This window comes from uncultured Desulfovibrio sp. (genome assembly GCF_944324525.1).
Taxonomy (GTDB): domain Bacteria; phylum Desulfobacterota; class Desulfovibrionia; order Desulfovibrionales; family Desulfovibrionaceae; genus Desulfovibrio.
Map to the genome: position 1 here is coordinate 1 of NZ_CALUWS010000054.1, position 18,326 is coordinate 18,326.

The 18,326-nt window shown below is 64.9% G+C and carries 17 protein-coding genes; 11 read left to right on the forward strand and 6 right to left on the reverse strand.

What is annotated here, in order from left to right; translation table 11 throughout:
- The first annotated feature begins 189 nt into the window (after positions 1-189).
- The 4 genes from gcvH (at position 190) to Q0K12_RS10905 (ending at position 5,230) form a co-directional block, all read left to right on the forward strand.
- Positions 190-573: a glycine cleavage system protein GcvH gene (gene gcvH / locus Q0K12_RS10890; RefSeq protein ID WP_297262871.1), complete on the forward strand. Its 384-nt coding sequence runs from the start codon at positions 190-192 to the stop codon at positions 571-573.
- Positions 574-632: 59 nt separating this feature from the next.
- Positions 633-1,964, forward strand: coding sequence for an aminomethyl-transferring glycine dehydrogenase subunit GcvPA (gcvPA, locus tag Q0K12_RS10895; RefSeq protein WP_297262873.1), 1,332 nt, complete (start codon positions 633-635; stop codon positions 1,962-1,964).
- Positions 1,961-3,418 carry an aminomethyl-transferring glycine dehydrogenase subunit GcvPB gene (gene gcvPB, locus Q0K12_RS10900; RefSeq protein WP_297262875.1) on the forward strand — a complete coding sequence of 486 codons (1,458 nt, stop codon included), beginning with the start codon at positions 1,961-1,963 and terminating at the stop codon, positions 3,416-3,418. Before gcvPA ends, gcvPB begins: the two co-directional genes overlap by 4 nt.
- Positions 3,419-3,766: 348 nt before the next feature.
- The gene (locus Q0K12_RS10905) at positions 3,767-5,230 is read left to right on the forward strand and encodes a sensor domain-containing diguanylate cyclase (protein ID WP_297262877.1); all 1,464 of its coding nucleotides are present in this window, start codon (positions 3,767-3,769) and stop codon (positions 5,228-5,230) included.
- A 127-nt stretch (positions 5,231-5,357) separates the two neighbouring features.
- Here the strand turns inward: Q0K12_RS10905 and Q0K12_RS10910 are convergent, their stop codons facing one another.
- Both Q0K12_RS10910 and purM read right to left on the reverse strand, forming a co-directional pair.
- A complete protein-coding gene (locus Q0K12_RS10910; protein ID WP_297262879.1) occupies positions 5,358-5,867 on the reverse strand; it encodes a YbaK/EbsC family protein in 510 nt (169 codons plus the stop codon).
- A gap of 326 nt (positions 5,868-6,193) precedes the next feature.
- Positions 6,194-7,258: a phosphoribosylformylglycinamidine cyclo-ligase gene (gene purM / locus Q0K12_RS10915; RefSeq protein WP_297262881.1), complete on the reverse strand. Its 1,065-nt coding sequence runs from the start codon at positions 7,256-7,258 to the stop codon at positions 6,194-6,196.
- Positions 7,259-7,432: 174 nt separating this feature from the next.
- Here purM and Q0K12_RS10920 point away from each other — a divergent pair, with 174 nt between their 5' ends.
- The 5 genes from Q0K12_RS10920 to Q0K12_RS10940 all read left to right on the forward strand — a co-directional run bounded on the left by Q0K12_RS10920 (position 7,433) and on the right by Q0K12_RS10940 (position 11,872).
- A complete protein-coding gene (locus Q0K12_RS10920) occupies positions 7,433-8,344 on the forward strand; it encodes a hypothetical protein (RefSeq protein WP_297262883.1) in 912 nt (303 codons plus the stop codon).
- Between the two features lies 1 nt (position 8,345).
- Positions 8,346-9,356: an AmmeMemoRadiSam system radical SAM enzyme gene (gene amrS, locus Q0K12_RS10925; RefSeq protein WP_297262885.1), complete on the forward strand. Its 1,011-nt coding sequence runs from the start codon at positions 8,346-8,348 to the stop codon at positions 9,354-9,356.
- Positions 9,356-9,859 (forward strand): cob(I)yrinic acid a,c-diamide adenosyltransferase, encoded by a 504-nt coding sequence (locus tag Q0K12_RS10930; protein ID WP_297262903.1) that lies wholly within the window; start codon positions 9,356-9,358, stop codon positions 9,857-9,859. The genes amrS and Q0K12_RS10930 overlap by 1 nt, the downstream gene beginning before the upstream one ends.
- 314 nt (positions 9,860-10,173) lie before the next feature.
- Positions 10,174-10,683: a translation initiation factor 2 gene (locus Q0K12_RS10935; protein WP_297262887.1), complete on the forward strand. Its 510-nt coding sequence runs from the start codon at positions 10,174-10,176 to the stop codon at positions 10,681-10,683.
- 190 nt (positions 10,684-10,873) lie between these two features.
- The gene (locus tag Q0K12_RS10940; protein ID WP_297262889.1) at positions 10,874-11,872 is read left to right on the forward strand and encodes a peptidoglycan glycosyltransferase; all 999 of its coding nucleotides are present in this window, start codon (positions 10,874-10,876) and stop codon (positions 11,870-11,872) included.
- Between the two features lie 243 nt (positions 11,873-12,115).
- Here the strand turns inward: Q0K12_RS10940 and Q0K12_RS10945 are convergent, their stop codons facing one another.
- The 3 genes from Q0K12_RS10945 to Q0K12_RS10955 form a co-directional block, all read right to left on the reverse strand.
- Positions 12,116-12,607: a hypothetical protein gene (locus tag Q0K12_RS10945; RefSeq protein WP_297262891.1), complete on the reverse strand. Its 492-nt coding sequence runs from the start codon at positions 12,605-12,607 to the stop codon at positions 12,116-12,118.
- 68 nt (positions 12,608-12,675) lie between these two features.
- Positions 12,676-13,356 (reverse strand): hydrogenase nickel incorporation protein HypB, encoded by a 681-nt coding sequence (hypB, locus tag Q0K12_RS10950; protein WP_297262893.1) that lies wholly within the window; start codon positions 13,354-13,356, stop codon positions 12,676-12,678.
- A gap of 87 nt (positions 13,357-13,443) precedes the next feature.
- Positions 13,444-13,800 carry a hydrogenase maturation nickel metallochaperone HypA gene (locus Q0K12_RS10955; protein WP_297262895.1) on the reverse strand — a complete coding sequence of 119 codons (357 nt, stop codon included), beginning with the start codon at positions 13,798-13,800 and terminating at the stop codon, positions 13,444-13,446.
- Positions 13,801-13,886: 86 nt separating this feature from the next.
- Between Q0K12_RS10955 and Q0K12_RS10960 the strand changes: the two genes are divergently transcribed.
- Positions 13,887-14,621 (forward strand): tetratricopeptide repeat protein, encoded by a 735-nt coding sequence (locus Q0K12_RS10960; protein WP_297262897.1) that lies wholly within the window; start codon positions 13,887-13,889, stop codon positions 14,619-14,621.
- An 18-nt stretch (positions 14,622-14,639) separates the two neighbouring features.
- Positions 14,640-15,473 (forward strand): AMIN domain-containing protein, encoded by an 834-nt coding sequence (locus tag Q0K12_RS10965; RefSeq protein WP_297262900.1) that lies wholly within the window; start codon positions 14,640-14,642, stop codon positions 15,471-15,473.
- 417 nt (positions 15,474-15,890) lie between these two features.
- Here Q0K12_RS10965 and Q0K12_RS10970 read toward each other — a convergent pair whose 3' ends face one another.
- Positions 15,891-18,104, reverse strand: a complete 2,214-nt coding sequence (locus Q0K12_RS10970) for a hypothetical protein (protein ID WP_297262901.1) — start codon at positions 18,102-18,104, stop codon at positions 15,891-15,893.
- Positions 18,105-18,326: the final 222 nt, after the last annotated feature.

Sequence of the window (18,326 nt, forward strand, 5' to 3'; positions counted from 1 at the left end):
GCGGAAAAACCGCGTTTTTTCCGCGAAACGCCAGGCCGTAAGGTTTGGAACGCGAAGCGTTGCAAACGGAAAATGCTTGAGGTCAAGATGCGGCCATGTGCCGCGCGCCGGGACGGCAAGCCCTGCGGCGTCATATGTCATGAACGCGGCGCATCCGCGCCGGTGAACCTTTTTTGCGTGGAGGAGATCATGTCCAATCCTGCCGACCTGCTGTACAGCGCCAGTCATGAATGGGTGAAGATCCAGGGTGAGGAAGCCGTGGTGGGCATCACCCATTTCGCTCAGGAAAGCCTCGGCGACATCACCTATGTGGATCTGCCCGCCGTGGGGGACAGCGTGAGCGCCGAGAGCGACTTCGGTTCCGTGGAGTCGGTGAAGGCCGCCAGCGATCTCATCTCGCCGGTCAGCGGCGAGGTGGTGGCCGTCAATGAGGCGCTGGCCGATGCTCCGGAAAAGATCAATGCCGACGCCTTCGGGGACGGCTGGCTCATCAAGGTGAAACTTTCCGGCAAGCCGGAAGGGCTCATGGATGCGGCCGCCTACGAAGAACACTGCAAGAACGAACAGCACTAGCCGGCCCCGGGCCGCCTGTCGCAGGACGGGCGGCCTGCCGCGTTTTCAGGAGGTCCACCATGCCTTTCATCCCCCACACCCCGGACGAGACGGCGGAGATGCTGTCCGTCATCGGTGTGCGCACGCTGGATGACCTGTTTGCGGACATCCCGCAGCAGATGCGTCCCGCGCACTTCAACCTGCCCAAAGGGCTGAGCGAGGCCGCCGTCTGCGGCTACTTCGAGAACCTTGCCGCCAAAAACCGGACGGAGATGGTCTCCTTCCTGGGGGCGGGCTTCTACGCGCACAAGATCCCCGCCGCCGTGGACGCCCTGAGCGGCCGCAGCGAGTTCTACACCGCCTACACGCCCTATCAGGCCGAATGTTCGCAGGGGACCCTGCAGGCCATCTTTGAATACCAGACGGCGGTCTGCCGCCTGCTGGACATGGATTGCGCCAATGCCTCGGTCTACGACGGCGGGTCGGCCCTTTTCGAAGCCTGCATGACGGCCGTGCGGGCGAGTCGCCGCAAGCTCATCGTGGTGGATGAATGCGTCAATCCCATCTGGCGCGTGCAGCTCGGCACCTATACCTCCGATCTGGACGTGGACGTGCGTGTGGTGCCGCAGCGCAACGGCACCAGCGACAAGCAGGCCCTCATGGCCGCCATCACCGATCAGTGCGCGGCCGTGGTGGTGCAGAACCCCAACTTCTTCGGCGTGGTGGACGATTTCAGCGAGCTGTTCGCCCATGCCCGCGGCAAGAAGGCGCTGGGCATCATCTCCGTTTACCCGATCATGCAGTCCGTGCTCAAGACGCCGGGCGAGATGGGGGCGGACATCGCCGTGGCCGAAGGGCAGAGCCTCGGGCAGCCGCTGGGCTTCGGCGGCCCCTATCTGGGCATCATGGCCTGCCGCAAGGAGCATATCCGCCAGTTCCCCGGCCGCATCGCCGGGCGTACGCAGGATGTGGACGGCAAGACCGGCTATGTGCTGACCCTGCAGGCCCGCGAGCAGCACATCCGCCGCGCCAAGGCCACGTCCAACATCTGCTCCAATCAGGCGCTGTGCGCCCTGCGTTCGCTCATCTATCTTTCCCTCATGGGCCCGCAGGGGCTGGCGCAGGTGGCCGAGCACAATATGGCCCTTGCCCGCTACGCCGTGGAACGTCTCACCGCCCTGCGCGGCGTGACCCTGCTCAATACGGCCCCCTACGGCAACGAGGTGGCCCTGCGGCTGCCCATCCCGGCGGAAAAGGTCGTCAACACGCTCATCTCCTATAACTGCGTGCCCGGCTTCCCCGTGAGCCGCTACTACAACTTCATGGACGACGTGCTGCTGCTGGCCTGCACGGAGAACAACACCCGCCAGCAGATCGGCTTCCTTGCCGAAACCATCGGAGGCCTGCTGTGAAGACCATCTTTGCCAAATCCGTCAGCGGCCGGCATGCGGAGAACCTCGTGCTGGAACCCGCGGAGAACGCCCCCCGCGCGGCGGACATGCTGCCCGCCGAGCTGCTGCGCAAGCAGGCTCCGCGCCTGCCGGAATGCTCCGAGCTCGACGTGGTGCGCCACTTTACCGCGCTTTCGCGCCGCAACTACAGCGTGGACGCCAATTTCTATCCGCTCGGCTCCTGCACCATGAAATATAACCCCAAGTTCACGGAGCAGGTGGCCGGTCTGCCCGGCTTCACGCGCCTGCATCCCATGCTGGCTCAGCTCGGCCGCGGCGCGGCCTGCACGCAGGGGGCCCTGCAGGTGCTCTACGATGCCGAGCGCTGGCTCTGCGAGCTGACCGGCATGAAGGCCTTCACCCTGCAGCCCATGGCCGGGGCCAACGGCGAATTCACGGGCGTCAAGCTCATCGCGGCCTACCACAAGGCCAGGGGCCGCAAGCGCACCAAGATGCTCATCCCCGATTCGGCGCACGGCACCAATCCCGCTTCGGCCGTGCTGGCGGGCTTCGACATCGTGAACATCGAATCCCGTGACGGCATGGTGGACCCGCAGGCCCTGGCCCGCGCCATTGCCGAGCATCCCGACGACGTGGCCGGCCTCATGATGACCTGCCCCAACACGCTGGGCCTCATGGAGACCCATCTTGCCGAGATCGTCGAGGAACTGCGCAAGGTGGACGCGCTGCTCTACTATGACGGCGCGAACATGAACGCCATCATGGGCAAGATGCGCGTGGGCGACGTGGGCTTTGACGTGGTGCACCTCAATGTCCACAAGACCCTTTCCACGCCGCATGGCGGCGGCGGCCCCGGCGCGGGGCCGGTGGGCGTGAGCGAACGCCTCGTGCCCTATCTGCCCGCGCCGCGTGTGGAGCGCCGTGATGACGACAGCTACCGCGTCAATTTCGACCTGCCCCAGTCCATCGGCTATATCGGGCCGTTCTACGGCAGCTTCGGCGTGCTGGCCAAGGCGCTGGCCTACATGATGCGTCTGGGCGGCAACGGGCTCACCCGCGCTTCCGAATACGCGGTGCTCAACGCCAACTATCTGCGCAAGCGGCTGGAAGATGTGCTGGACATCCCCTTTGACCGCATCTGCGCGCATGAGTTCGTGGCCTCCGCGCCCGAAGGCCTGCGGGCGCTGGACATCGCCAAGGGCCTGCTGGATCGCGGCATCCATGCCCCGACCATCTACTTCCCGCTCATCGTCAAGGAATGCCTCATGGCCGAGCCCACGGAGACCGAAAGCAAGGAAACGCTGGACGAATACGTGGACGCTCTGCGCGAGATCGTGGCCGAAGGCAGGGAACATCCTGAAAAGCTGGCTGCCGCGCCGCAGTCCCTGCCCGTGCGGCGGCTGGACGAAACGGCAGCTGCCCGCCATATGATCCTGACGGAAGACATGGCCTGATTCGGGCTTCTCCTCCGCCGCCTGTTGCCGACGGCTGCCCTTCGGGGCAGCCGTCTTGCGTTTTGGACAGGCGGAAAAGGCCGGCAAAACAGGCGCGCCGGGACAAACAGGCCGGGAAAGACCTTTGGCGCCCGTCCGGCGACGGCTTGACGTCTTCGTGATGACGCGTAAAGTATCCGGTTGCAGCTCCGTCCCTTCCTGCCCGGCGCCGGCGGAGCAGAAGATGGGCCGCCTGCCTGCGCTGTGGCGTTCGGACGCTTTGCTGACGCCCGGCGACATAGGGTGACGGCACATCCACTGCAGGCAGGGCCGGTTTGCCCCGACGGCAACGGCGAGGAGGAAGACATCATGCTGAGCTATCTTTTCGGACAGCCGCGACGCGCCATGCTGACGGTCATGGCCTATATCTTCGTGCTGATGTGCGGCATCGGCTGGAGCATCTTCTCCTTCATCCAGGAACGGGAGGAGGTGATGCTGCACAACATCAGCCTCTTCCTCAAGCGTGGCGTGCTGGATCAGGCCCATGAGGTCGCCTCCCACTTCCAGTACCGGCTGCTGGGCATGCACATGATCGCTCAGGATATCGCCCAGGCGGACGGCGGGGAGCTCAGCCGGGAGAGCCTGCATTTTTGCGAAGGCCGCATCATGGCCGACAATTTTTTTGTGGCCGACATCAATGGCCGGGTCTGGGGGCATTCCGCTCTGCCTCCTGATATTTTGGCGCATCCCTATTTTCAGCATGTCATGAACGGACGGGCCATCGTCTCGCATCTGCTTGAAGACGCAAGCGGCGAAGCCTATGTGGTGCTGGCCGCGCCCATCATGGAAGGGAACCGGATCATCGGTTGTCTCGGGGCCGTCTACCGCCGGGCGCACTTCACGGCTTTTTTCCAGCTGACGAGCTTCCTCTCCAATGAGGGGATCATCCTCCTCAATGAGGACGGCAAGCTCATCGGCGCGCCTCCGGGCGGGCCTGACGTCACGAGTTATTTTCTGGAACTGTACCGGCAGCATATGCCCGAGGATCATACGGCCCTTCTGGAGGAAAAGGCCTGGGTGGCGCCGGTCACCGATTCGGCGGGGCACAAGGTCTACCTGTGCGTGGGCAATCTTCCTTTCAACGGCTGGCGCGTGGCCACGGCCATTTCCGGCAAGGACCTGCCGCTGGACTTTTCCGGCGGCGCGCAGGCCATGCGCAATCTCTTTGTCCGGCTGGGGATCTTCTTCACCCTGAGCATGCTGTTCACGGTGATCTCCATGCGGGGGATCTTTGCCCGGCGCATGGACGATCTGGCGCGCGAGGCCAGCACGGACCGGCTGACCGGCCTGCTGAACCGTACCGCGTTCGAGAGTCAGGTGGACGCCGAACTTGCCGCCAACGGCAAGGGCATGCTGGCCGTATTCGACCTCGACAATTTCAAGCACGTCAACGACGAGTTCGGCCATCCCGCAGGGGACAGCGTCATTGCTCAGGTCGGCGGCATCCTGCGCGACGCCCTGCCGGAAAACGCCCTCTGCGCCCGGCTTGGCGGTGACGAGTTCCTGGTTTTCCTGCCCGGCGTCTCCCCGGCGGAAGCGGGGCTTCCCCACATGGAAAAGCTGATGGAAGCCATCCGTTCCAATACGCTGCTGCATGGCTACGGCGTGACGGCCAGCATGGGCATATGCGCCGCGCCGCCTGACGGCGGGGTGTTCCGCAAGCTCTACAGCTGCGCGGACATCGCCCTGTACGCCTCCAAGCGCTGCGGGCGTGACCGCATCAGCAGCTACGGTCAGGTGCAGGCCACGCCCCTGCCGCCGCTCATGCCCTGAGCCGCGTCCCGCCAAGGGATGTTCCGCCCCGGGGCAGGGGATGCCGCCGCGCGGGCGGCTCCCGTCTTTCTCCGTCCTCTCCCAGCCGCCCCGTCGCACGTCATGCCGCGGGGCGGCGCTTTTCCGTTCAGGCCTTGTTCGCGAAGGCGGCTTCGGCCATACGGCCGGCAGGCGTGCCCTGCGGATCGGGCCAGACCTTGACCACATTGCACAGGCGCATGAGATCCAGCGGCCGGATCTTGAGGGTATGCAGCACGTCGCCCGTCTTGCCGTACACATAATCGTGGCGCAGCAGCACCTCGTCGAAGATGACGGGCAGGCCATGACCCACCAGCGGCACGCGTCCCGGCGCGCAGCCGGTGCGGATCAGCAGGTCCTCCTCCGGCGCGGGGCGCAGCGAGGCATAGCCCACATCCTGCCGCAGGGCCTTGAGGTCTATGCGGCCCCGGGCGGCGCTGGCCAGCAGGGCGACCAGCTCGCCGTCGGCTTCAAGGATGAAGACCGGCGCGGCCTTGACCAGATCGAAGACACGGGCGGCGTCATCCTTGGAGATCAGGGGGCGGTTGTGCGAGAGGATCTCGTAATCGGCCTTGTGCTGCTCCAGCATGGAGCGCAGGATATCGAGCAGGGGTTGCATGGGAGGTCTCCGGCGCATGGGCGCGCCAGCCGGTAAGGGACGGCTCCGCAGCCGGGCGGGGGCGTCCCGGTAGTAAGGGCATCTCACGGCCGAGGCCGTGCCCGCGCACTGGCGGACAGGGCGGGTACTGGCATAAGCATGCCAGACTCCCGGCCGAAGGTCGAGCGAAAAAGGCCAGGGCACGCCTGCCTGATGCCGGTTCTCTCCGGCAAAAAAAGGGAGCCTCCCGTGGGAAGGCTCCCGTAACGTACGTCATGTCGTCTTTCCTTGGGACGTGGGCCTTATGTCCCAGCCCCCCAAACAAACAGCAAATGGCGTGGCAGGCCCTAATCCGGGAACTGCATGACGACCTGCTCCCCGTCGCCGTTGCGCATGGCGATGACCCCGATATCCCAGGCCTTGAGGCCCTGCTTGCCGGCCCGGATGCGGCTGATGGTCTCTTCGGTCTGATCCGGCGGCAGGATGAGGACATAGCCGATGCCGGCGTTGAAGATCTGGAGGATCTCCGGCCACGACAGGCCGCCCGCTTCATGCAGCCAGGTGAAGACCGGGGGCATGTCCCAGGAGCCGAAGGTGATGCGGGCTTCCACCTGCGTGGGCAGCACGCGGGGGATGTTGTCGTAGAAGCCGCCGCCCGTGATATGGGCCATGCCGCGTACGTCGATATCCCGCAGCAGCTGCCGCACCGTGTCCACATAGATGACGGTGGGCGTCATGAGCACGTCCCGCACCAGAGCGCCGTCGGCCCCGGGGAAGGGATCGTCCGCCTTGAGGCCGCTTTGTTCCAGCACCTTGCGGGCCAGAGAAAAGCCGTTGGAGTGGAGACCGGAAGAGGAGATGCCCACGATGCGGTCGCCCACCCGAATGCTCGAACCGTCCACCAGTTTGGCGTTGTCCACGATGCCCACGCAGAAGCCGGCAAGGTCGTACTCGCCGTCGCCGTACATGCCGGGCATTTCGGCCGTTTCCCCGCCGAGGAGGGCGCAACCCGCCTGACGGCAGCCTTCGGCGATGCCGCTGATGACCGTATGGGCCGTCTCCACGTCCAGCTTGCCGGTGGCGAAGTAGTCGAGGAAAAAGAGCGGCTGGGCGCCCTGCACCAGGATGTCGTTGACGCTCATGGCGACGAGATCGATGCCCACGGTGTCGTGCTTGTCGAAGGCGAAGGCCAGTTTGAGCTTCGTGCCCACGCCGTCCGTGCCCGAGACAAGGACAGGATCGCTCATGCCGCTGAGTTCGGGGCGAAACAGGCCGCCGAAACCGCCGATGTCGGAAATGACGCCCTTGGTGTGGGTGCTGGAAACGAGATGCTTGATGCGGCTTACGAGATCATTGCCCGCCTCGATGTCGACGCCGGCTTCCCTGTAGGCTTTGGAGCGTTCCGTGGTCATAAAGTGCCTCCTTGCGACGCTCGTTGATAGCATAGTTTTTCATAAATCCCAAGCGGCTTTCCTCCGCATTTTTTCGTAGACCCCCGCTGACGGCGCTGCTATACTGAGAGCATGAAGAAAATACCTTTCATATCCGGGCAGGCGGCGTCATCCCCCTCGCGTACAGCGGGCGGGATGCGCGGGTTCAGGACAGGCGGCAGGCTGGGGCTGGCCGCGGGACTGGCGCTGTGCATGCTGGGGCTTGGCGGCGTCCAGGCGGTGCTGGCGGCCTCGTCCCCGCAGGAGGGAGCCATGCGTCAGGACGAGCAGTGGGGGACGTCCCAGCTGCCTTCCACGACGCCCAATGGCGGCCAGCTCTCCATTGATCGCGACGAAAAGACCGGCGATGTGGAGATGAAGGCCATCGCGCCGCGTCAGAATACGGATCCCAACGCCTGGCAGCAGGCGCCCATGTATCTTGCGCCGCAGGTGTACCCCAATTCGGGCTCCTCGGGCGGGGGACAGTCCGGCTATCCGGGCTATCAACCGGGTTACCCCGGCTACCAGCCCGGCTATCCCGGGTATCAGCCGGGCTATCCGCCCAACCGTCCCGGCTTCCGTCCGCCGTATTACCCCGGCTATCCGGGCTATCCCGACCGTTATCCCAGCGGGCAGACGGGCTGGCCGGGCGCGCCTTCCCGTCCGTGGCCGCCCACCTCCGGTCAGAAGCCGGTCTATCCCGGCTATCCGGGCTATCCCGGTCAGAGGCCGGGGTATCCGGCTACGCCGAGCTATCCGTCCATACCCAGTTTCCCGCTCACGCCGAGTTATCCGACCACGCCGAGTTATCCGAGCACCCCCGGGCAGAACACGGGCCAGTACCCGAACCCGAATCCGGGCGGCCTCTACCCGCCGCCCACGGACGGCTGGCACTGGTATCCGGGCTATCAGGGCGATCCTGGCCCCTATCCGCCCGGCGTCATGCCCCTCAATGAAGGCATGCGCTCCGTGCAGCGCAATGGCGCCATGATGCCGCGCAACGGAGGCATGATGCCGCGCGGCGGCGCGATGCCGCAAGGCCGCATGCCGCATCCCGGGAGGCGCTGACATGCCCGCCGCCTTTGGGGAAAGCCGCGACGACGGTACGGTGGACTGCCTGCTGTGCGCGCATCGCTGCCGTATACCGTCGGGGCAGCGCGGCCGCTGCGGCGTGCGGGCCAACCTGCGCGGGACGCTGGTCAGCATGGTGGAAAAGGTCATCACGGGCACGGCCCTTGACCCGATGGAGAAAAAGCCGCTCTATCATTTCCTGCCCGGGACGCGCACCTTTTCCGTGGGCAGCGCGGGCTGCAATTTCTCCTGCCTGTTCTGTCAGAACCACGAGATATCGCGCGGGCCCGCCGAGGACGGCAAGGTGACGGGCCGGCAGGTGGACGCCGACATCCTGGTGGATCTGGCGCGCCGCAACTGCGCCGAAAGCATGGCCTTCACCTACAATGAGCCCACGGTCTTCTTTGAGCTCGTGTTCTCCACGGCCGGCCTGGCCCGCAAGCAGGGGCTGCGTACCATCCTCGTGACCAACGGCTTCATGAGCGAGGACTGCCTCGTGTCGCTCCAGCGGCGCATCAATGCGGCCAATGTGGATCTCAAGGGCTTCAGCGAAAGCTTTTACCGCAAGTATTGCGGCGGGCGTCTGCAGCCGGTGCTCGACAATCTCAAGCGCATGAAAGCCCTCGGCTGGTGGGTGGAGGTGACGACGCTGATCATCCCCGGCGTCAACGACGGTTCGGACGAACTGCGCGAGGCGGCCCGCTTCATCCGGGACGAGCTGGGGCCGGACACGCCCTGGCATCTGACGGCCTTCCGCAAGGCCTACCACATGACCGATCACCCCGAGACTCCGGTGGGACAGCTGGAAGACTGCTGGGCGCTGGCCCGCGGCGAAGGCCTGCATTTCGTCTATGTCGGCAATGTCATCAGCGCGGTGGGCGGCAATACCTACTGCCCGCAGTGCAACGCCGTTTGCATCGAGCGGCAGGGCTGGCATGTGCGCTTCAAGGGAGCTTCCGCCGGGATATGCCCGGCCTGTGGATATGTTTTGCCGGGGGTATGGCGCTGATGATCCTCATCTACACGGGAAACGGCAAGGGCAAGACCAGCGCCTGCGTGGGACAGGCGCTGCGGGCGCTGGGACAGGACCTGCGCGTGGGCTTCGGACAGTTCATGAAAAAGGATGTGCACGCCGGCGAGCAGGTGATGCTGCAGCGTCTGCTTGGGGAGAACTACCGGGCCGGCGGCCGCGGCTTCTTCCGGAAGGAAGAAGAGCGGGAAGAACACCGTGCCGCCGCCCTGACGCTTCTGGAGTGGGCCCGGGAACGCCTGCCGCGGCTGGACATGCTGCTGCTGGACGAAAGCCTCTATGCCCTGCGCGCCGGTCTGCTGGAGCGTGCCGAGGTGGAGGACCTCCTGCGGCGGGCGCGTGCGGCGGACTGCCACCTGGTGCTGTCCGGCCGTGATGCGCCGCAATGGCTCATGGACATGGCCGATCTGGTGACGGAGATGGGCGAGATCAAGCATCCGGCCCAAAGCGGCGTCAAGGCCCAGCGAGGCATCGAGTTCTAGGGCCTGTCGGCAGGATTCGTTTCCTCCCACGTCCCCCATTTCTTCCTCAGCGCGCTTTGACCGGGGGAAGAGTCAGGGGCCGAGGCAAGCCCGCCCGTCAAGGCAGGCGGAGCGTGCGCGGTCTTTTCCCGGTCGCTCCGGGACGATACGGCCTCCGCGCTGACGGGGGCAATGGCGCGCGCCGTCTGGACGATGCGCTCCGCGTCAGGGGAGGCGTCTTTCCCCGCCGCCCATCCGGCAAGGAAGGCGGGAGGGCGGGCTGTCCGTGGTAGCGGACGCTATCCACCGCGCCTTCCGCAACAGGTATGACGAGCATGGATATCTATATCGCCGGTTCCTTCCGGCACAAGCACGGCGTGCGCCTGCTGGGGAACGCCCTGCGGGCCTTGGGCTGCCGTATCCTTGACTGGACGGAAAAAGCCGCGCCGCCGCCGGGGCTGACGCCCGCCCAGCGCCGCGCCTGGATGGATACCGATCAGGCGGGCGGGCAGGTGTTCGATTTCTGCCGCCAGGCCTGCCTGACGGCGGATATGGTGATCTACTACGGCGCTTCCGGGCAGGATGCCGGGGTGGAAGTGGGCTTTGCCGCCGGAGCGGGCGTGCCGCTGCTGGGCATTCGCGGGCCGCTGGAAGCGCCGGGCCTCATGCTGCATGGCGCCATGACCTGCTGGGTGGACGAGGTGGAGGATGCCGTGACGCTGGTGCGGACGCTGCTTGAGCGGCTGCGCGCGGATACGCCGCCAGATCCGGCGGCCCCGGCCGATCCGGCAGGTCTGCTGCTGGCAGCCCTGCGCCGCCGGAAAGCGGACGCGGGAACCTGCTGAGCGGCAGGCGGAAAGCGGTCTGTCCCGGCCCGTCAGCGTCCGGCAACGGCTTGCTTCCGACGGGCCGGACTGCTAAAAATGCCTGCATGGCCCGTGCGGCCGGAGCTGTCCGTGTCCTGCGGGCGGACGTGCCGGCACGGCTCCTTTTGTGATGGCCCGGTACCACAAGCACCAGTTTCAGGATGTGATCATGCAGCACCTCGTTTCCCTGCTCCTGCTGAGCCTTTGCCTGCTGCTGCCGCAGCGTGGCCTTGCGTCTCCGTCCCCCGCCGAGGAAGAGGCGGAACCGCCGACCTTGAGCGTACAAAACCTTACCGAGCAGGAGCTGCTGAGCGTGCGTTTCAGCACGGCGCGGCAGGAAAGCTTCGCCAGACTGGATCTGCCGCCGTCCGGGGAGGACGCGTTGGAGAATCCGGGCGGCACGCAGGATATCCGTCTGGATATGGGCTTTGCCCTCTGGACGTTCCCCGGCATCGCCCTGGGGGAGCTCAAGGGCTTTGCCGCCTGCGGCGAACATAAGGAAAGCTGCCTGCAGCTCTTTTACCGGAACGGCAAGACGGAGCACCGGCAGGGGAAGGTCTGGAGCCTGCTGCCGGAGCCGGGCAGCCGTCCCGTCTGCGCGCTGACCCGCTTCCGCACCGGCATGAAGATGCAGGAAGCTTGCGCCATACTGGAAAAGGAGGCTCCCCACGATGAGAACGGCGCCGTGCTGACCAGCCTCGGCTTTGCCGACCGCATCTGGGCGGCGCGATTGACGCCCGGCCCCGGCGATCCCGCCACGGCCACGCTGGAACATCTGGAATTGCGGCAGGTGCTGACGCGTGACCATCTGCACGCGCTGCTCCAGACCCTCTACACACAGGGGTATTGCCTCTGGCAGGCGGAATTTCCGGGCATGGACGTGGATTTTACGGAAATGGCCTCCATCGGTGAGGAGCAGCGCCACCGCATCCTTGAGCAGGGCATAGACCTCATCTTTGCCGCCGGGACGGGGGACGCCTCCATCATGCTGGCCCCGCGCTCGCAGGTGGTGGCCTTGCGCGAAGCTGACGCGCCCGAGGAGGATGTGCAGCTCTTTACGGTCAGCCTGTACCCGGCCTCCCGGACGTTGCTTGTGGATATCGCCGCCTACCGTGCCGATGAGGGCGGCGACGCCCGCGGCAGCGCCACGAAGGGCGGGAAGTCCTGACAGCGGAACGTCCTGCAGGGGATCTTTTTCGTGCGGCCGCCGGCGGGAAGCCGGCGGCCGTTCGCATCTGCGGGGCCGGACATGACGCGCCGACCGGGGCCGGAGGGCCAGCCCCTGTATCCCGGCCGTGTCATGTCCATCGTGCATCAGGTGCGCTTGGCTCGCGGATCGGGGGGCCTCCATGCACTCGTTTCCGGCACAAAAAACGCGCCGCCCAGAGGGCGGCGCGTTCGTGGCAAGAGGTCATATCCAGCCGTTGAATCCCGGCCAGGCCGGCGGCGGAGGGGGCGGTGGCGGCGGGACAGGGCGGGGATGCCGGTACGGCTTCCAGTTCCGTCTGTGCGGGCGTTCATACCCGTCATAGCCGTCAAAGCGCGGCCGGGGACGCGGATCGTAACCGAAGGGGTAATTGGGCAGCGGCCGCCGCGGGTCGTAGCCAAAGGGATAGTTGGGGACATAGGGTGGCGGCCCGTAGCCGTACGGCGCGCCCGGATAGGGCGGCGGAGGCGGCGGGGGCGGGGCGTAATGATACGGGGGACGCGGCCGCCGGCGATCGCCGTGGTAACGGTTGTCCCAGTGAGGGCGTTCCGGCCGCCGGCGCTCCACAAGCTGGGAACGGACGCCGTCCTCCTGATCCGCCAGCAGGGGCCGGCAGGAGGGCGCGGCCTGTACCGCTCCGCCGGACAGGCCTCCGGCGAGGAGCAGGGCGGCGAGCATTTTGCCCAGATGGTTCATGCAGGTTCCTCCCGGCGGCGGTCGCCGCCGTGCAAGACAGGTGAAAGAAAGGGCGTGTTTGGGGCAGATCAGCGCTCGGGGCGGGTCAGCCGCCCTTCGAGCTTGGCCTGACGCATGGCGCGCAGCCAGTCGTACCAGCCGGTCAGCCCCTGACCGTTGCGGCAGGAGACTTCAAAGATGGCCAGCTCCCGGTTCAGCCGTGTGGCGAAGTTACGGGCGCGCTGCACGTCGAAATCCACATGGGGCAGCAGGTCGATCTTGTTGAGCAGCATGGCGCGGGCAAGGTTGAACAGCAGGGGATATTTTTCCGGCTTGTCGTCGCCTTCGGCCACGCTGAGCAGGGCGATCTTGGCGTCCTCGCCGCAGTCGAACTCCACGGGGCAAACAAGGTTGCCCACATTTTCGATGAACAGGATATCCAGTCCGTCCAGGGAGATATTGTCCAGCGCCTGCAGGATCATGCTGCTGTTGAGGTGACAGCCGCCTTCGGTATTGATCTGCACAGCCTGCGCGCCCGTGGCGGCCACACGGCGGGCATCGTTATCCGTCTGCAGGTCGCCCTCGATGACCGCCATGCGGAACTCGCCGGACAGGTCGGCAAGGGTGCGCTCCAGCAGGGTGGTCTTGCCCGCGCCGGGCGAGGAGATGAGGTTGAGCGCCAGGATCTTGCCGGCATCCAGCCGCGCACGCACCTGATCGGCAAGTTTTTCGTTGGCTTCAAGGACGTTGCGAACAACGGGTATCTGCATGGGTCCTCCTGTAGGGCCTGGGGGCTGTTAACACATTGTAATTGTTTAAATATTACGCTGAATGAGCAGCAATAGCGTCAACACGCTCTATGAGGCCTCCAAATGGGAAATGCGCAGCTCCTTGCCCTGTTCCACCGTGTGGCCGAACTGTTCCCCGCACCGCGGGCAGGGCTGCCAGAGGGCGTCCTGCCCGGACTCGCCGCCGAACACCGTGCCGCAGCTGAAGCAGCGCAGCCGCAGGGGGATGACCCGCAGTTCAAGGCCGGCCTCCGCCCAGGGGCCGCCGTCAAGCAGGGCCTCAAGGCTGAGGCGCAGGGATTCCGGTTCCACGCCGGACAGGGCCCCGCATTCCAGGCCGATGCGGACAAGGCGCGTGCATTGTCGCGCCGCCATCTCTTCCCGGACGATGTCGAGGATGTTCTGAGCTATGACCATTTCGTGCATGGGCGGCATGCTAGCCCAAAGCGCCCGCCGCGTAAAGGCATGGAGAGGAATCTTGCCATTCGGCCCAAATGATGTAGAGTCGGGGCATGAGAAATCCCAAGTTCATCGGCGTATATTCTGTTGCGGCGGCGCAGTCCTCCGGACAGCGCAAGACCCTGTACTTCGTCTGGGAAGCCGAGACCGGCAGCTTTGTTGTGCAGCGGCTCAACAACGCCTTCCAGCCGGTGGCCGACCCGGAAAGGATGACGGCGGACATCTTCAGCCAGCGCTTCACGGCGGAGCCCGCCATACTGGCCATGCCGGTACGGTCGCTGGACATGTCCAAGGTCGTGGGGCGGTTCGTCCCGCCGCCCCAGAGCGAACCGGGGGATATCTTCGGGGAGGCCTCCTCGGCCGAGCAGCAGCGCAGGGCCCGGCTGGTGGAGACCGGCATGCGGGAGACCTTCCGCAAGGCGGTGGCCCGGCTCAAGCGGCCCAAGGAACGGCAAACGGCCTTCACCGCGCTTGAGCAGCTGGCGTCCGTGCGTGAGGGCATCCAGCCGCAGCACAAGCACATGTTTCGTGATTTCGGGGCGCGCTTGCGTCAGCTCTCCTACCCTTCGGCCGCGCTGGCCTTCAGCCGCCGCGTGCTGGACCTTGCGCCGGATGATGACCATGCCCACTTCAACATGGCGCGCATCCTTCACGCCATGGGCGAGGATGAGGCCGCCATCAAACACCTGCAGCGGGCCATGCTGCTGGATGCGAGCGAACCTGTCTATGGGCGTATGCTGCGGTATATCCGCAACCAGCAGCGGCGTTCCACCAAGAACAGCCTTTAGGCAAGAGGAGCCAAGGCCATGAACAAAGCCTTTATCGGCATACTGATCGCCGTCTGCATACTGGGGATGGCGCTGATTATGCTGAACGAATGGAAGTCGTCCAAAAACGATCCCGAACCGGCGTCTCCGGCCCTGGAGGCGTCGCCCGCCACGCCGGGCGAGCTGCCGCCCCATACCGGCAGCAGCCTCACCCCGCCCGTGCCGGGGCAGACGCCCGCTCCCGCCCCGGCCGAGACGGCCCCCGCGGCTGAAGCCCCCGCTGCGACGCCATCCAGCGAGGCGCTGGAACGCGGTTTTGCCTTCAACGATACGGAGGCCGTGCCGCCTCAGGACATGCCGCTGCCCGTGACGGAAGGCGCGGGCCGTCCCGCTCAGGATGTGCCGCCGCAGCCCGCGCTGGGCAGCGGTGCGGCAAGCGAGCCTCCGGCTGCCCCGTCCGTGCCCGCCGCGACGGAAACGCGCCAGCCTCCCGCGGCTGAAGCGGAGCCCGCCGCCCCGGAAAAGAAGGAAGAGAAGAAGGCCGAAAAGCCCGCGCCGGCGGCCAAGGCCCGTACGGTCACCCGTTTTGTGGTCTTTGCCCGGGAGACGGGCGCAACGGTCCGCATCGAGGGCTCCAGCCCCATCGAGTACAAGTACCTGCCGTTGGAGAATCCGCCCCGCGTGGCCGTGGACCTCATGGGCGAATGGACGGTCAAGGCTCCGGGCGTGCCGAAGAATCCGGCGGTCACCAATGTTCGCCTCGGCAAGCTGGACGGCCGGACGCGGGTGGTCATCGACCTTACCGGCCCGGGCAAGATACGGCATATCCTTTCCAAGGATCGTAAGCGGCTGGATGTGCGCATCGACCGGTGATCCCCACCATACCCTGCGATAAAAAAAGGACGCGTGAGCGTCCTTTTTTTGTGGGCGGCGGCACAGCGCCACCCGGCCCAAGCGGAAAGCCGCGTGTTTTCCGCGAAACGGCAGGCCGTATGGTTTGGAACGGTACGCCTTTCAAACGGAAAATGTTCAAGGGAAAAGCGGCCCAGCGGCCAGTTCCGCAGCGGACTTTGACGTAGAGTGTTCATGAGGGGCATATCCTGTGTGCCGGATAGTCGGGGAAAATGTGTTGAAGGGGAGGCGGACAAGGCCCGTGCGGCTGAGCGTGTCCGTCTGTTCGGCGGACGCGCCGAGGAGAGACAGGGAGCAAGGCGGCAACAGGAACAGGGGGAGCAAAAGGGCGAGTTTTTTTCATGCGGGGGCTCCGTGCGTCGGTCGTAGAGTTTCCGGCTATTGTCTTTCGGCGGGCGTTCCGGCGGTCAGCCGCTTGCCGAAGGCGGCCCGGACTTCCGGCAGGCGGGCGCGGGCTTTGGCGTAGAGTTCTTCTCTTTCTCGGCGCTCTTGCATGTAACTGGCCCGTCCTTCCTCGTACAAGCGGCGACTTTCGCTGATGCCCGCTTCGCGGACCCGCGCATCCGGGCATTTCTCCCGCACGTTTTGCTCGGTGGATGAACCGTGATATGCGTCAGCATAGCCGTTGGATTTCAACGCGAAGGCCAGCGGCGCATAGGTGCTGAGGCGTTCGCACATAGTTTTGTGTGCATCATCACCGTTGAAAGCGCCTTCAGAGAGCCTGGACGCCGCGACGTACGAGCCGCCACGGGCGGCACGCTGGAGATACTGTTCCGCTCTGGCGTAGTCCGCTTTGCCCTTGTCCTGAGGGGACAAATAGCGTTGGGCCATCAGGATGCAGGCCTTCCAATAGCCTTCATTCGCGGCGCGAGTCAGCCAGTATCTCCCTTCCCCGCTGGGGTCGTCCGCGTAAAAGCGTGCCGGGATGGGCGTCACGGCGGGGGATGCGGGAGGGGTAAAAGGATGCTCCTTCCGGTATGGCGCTGTCCTTGCCGCGCCAAGCATCCCGGCGGGGTGCCCCGCCAGCGCGCTGCGCAGGAAGAACTCGCCGGCTTTTTGTGCCGCGTGCAGCGTGCCCGCTTCCGTATAATTGGTCATCATGGCGTACTGCGCGCCGAGTATGTAACCGCCTTCCCCTACGCCCAGCAGGTCGATGAGCCAGTTTTCCCAGAATTCCGGCGGGACGGGCCATTGCAGCTCGGGATGTACGCGGCTCACCGCGGGCAGGGTGGCCATGGCGAAAAGGTCGCCGTGCAGGGCCAGTTCGAGCCAGCCGTCATAGGCTTCACGGAACTGCCCGCATCTGTAGAGGTTCAGTATCCAATGAAAATCCGGCGTGAAAAGGCCGTCGTCAGCGTATAGATCCTTAAGGTCGTCGTCGATGTCGTCCCTGTCGAATTGCAGGGGGGCGTCGTTTTTGGCGACGGCTGCGTAATCGGCCTGTACTTCCGGCAGGCGGGCGCGGGCTTTGGCATAAAGCCTTACCTGCTGGAGGATCTCCTCGGCATGGCGTTTCCGCCATGCGGCATAGAGCCGCTTGCCCTCTTCGATGCCGGCGACCAACGTGGCCTCGTCCTGAGGAAAGCCCAGTTGCTTTGTCAATGATATCATATTGGCTTCATCAGCAAATTTTCCAAAGTCACCCAGCATACACTCAAGGGTATAGTATGTATACATTTCCTTGTACGAAATTATTTCTGAAAATTCTTTGGAATAGAGTATATCCAGTTCCGCTGTGCTTCCACGAAACACCTGTTCAAATTTATCTTGAAATTTGTTGCCCGCTTTAGCTGATACAATAGCCTGCGCAGCACATTGAACACCATTTTGGGCGGCGAGCATGTAATACTGCTTTGCTTTTTCATAGTTCGGCTTTGCTATCTCTGGGAGACTGTAAAGTACGGCCAATATCAGGCAGGCCTTCCAGTAACCCTCGTCCGCAGCGCGCGTCAGCCAGTATCGCACTGCTTCCGAGGCCTCCGGGTAGTATTCGGCAGGTATTGGCTGTACTGCGGGCTGTACGGGCGGCGTGGAGGATGAGACTGTCCGGTCGTCTGCCATGCTCTCGACGCCCATCATGCCGGCGTGATTCCCGGCCAGAGCGCTGCGCAAGAAGAACTCACTGCTTTTCTGTCTTACCTGTTCGCTGCTCTCTGCGGAAAAGGTTTGCGCGCCGAGGAGATAGCAGCCTTCCCCCTCACCCAATAACTTGATGACCCAGTTTTCCCAGAATTCCGGCGGGACGGGCCATTGCAACTCGGGATGCTGCCGGATGAGCGCGGGGAGTGCAGCCATGCAAAAGACGTCGCCCTGCACGGCGTACTTGAGCCAGCTCTGATAGGCAGCCATGGGCCTGCTGCGATCTACGCGCAGGAAGTTATTCGAGACGTCGTGGGAATCATCATACAGGTTGACTGAGTCCTCATGCCAACGACTGCCGATGGGGGACTCCGGCTCTGTTTGTGGAGGGATCGGCTCGCGGACAAGGCCCATGAGACTGCGCGTGTCCGTCAGTTCGGCGGACGCGATGGGGGCAGGCAGCGAAAAAAGCGGCAACAGGAACAGAAGGAGCAAAGGCGTGAGTTTTTTCATGCGGGTCTCCGTGCTTCGGTTGTGGAGTTTCCGGCGAACAACGCACATATTGGATTTTTCCCTTTAGGCATGCGGTTAGTGAAGGGAGGGCCGGTCAGCGGGGGCGGGCTCCGCCGCCAGCTCTTGCTCGGCCTCGCGGATAAGATCGCGGAAATCCTGTTCCATCTGCGGGGTCCAGTTGGCCCACAGGACAAAGTTGGGCTTTACTTCCCCGGGTTTGGG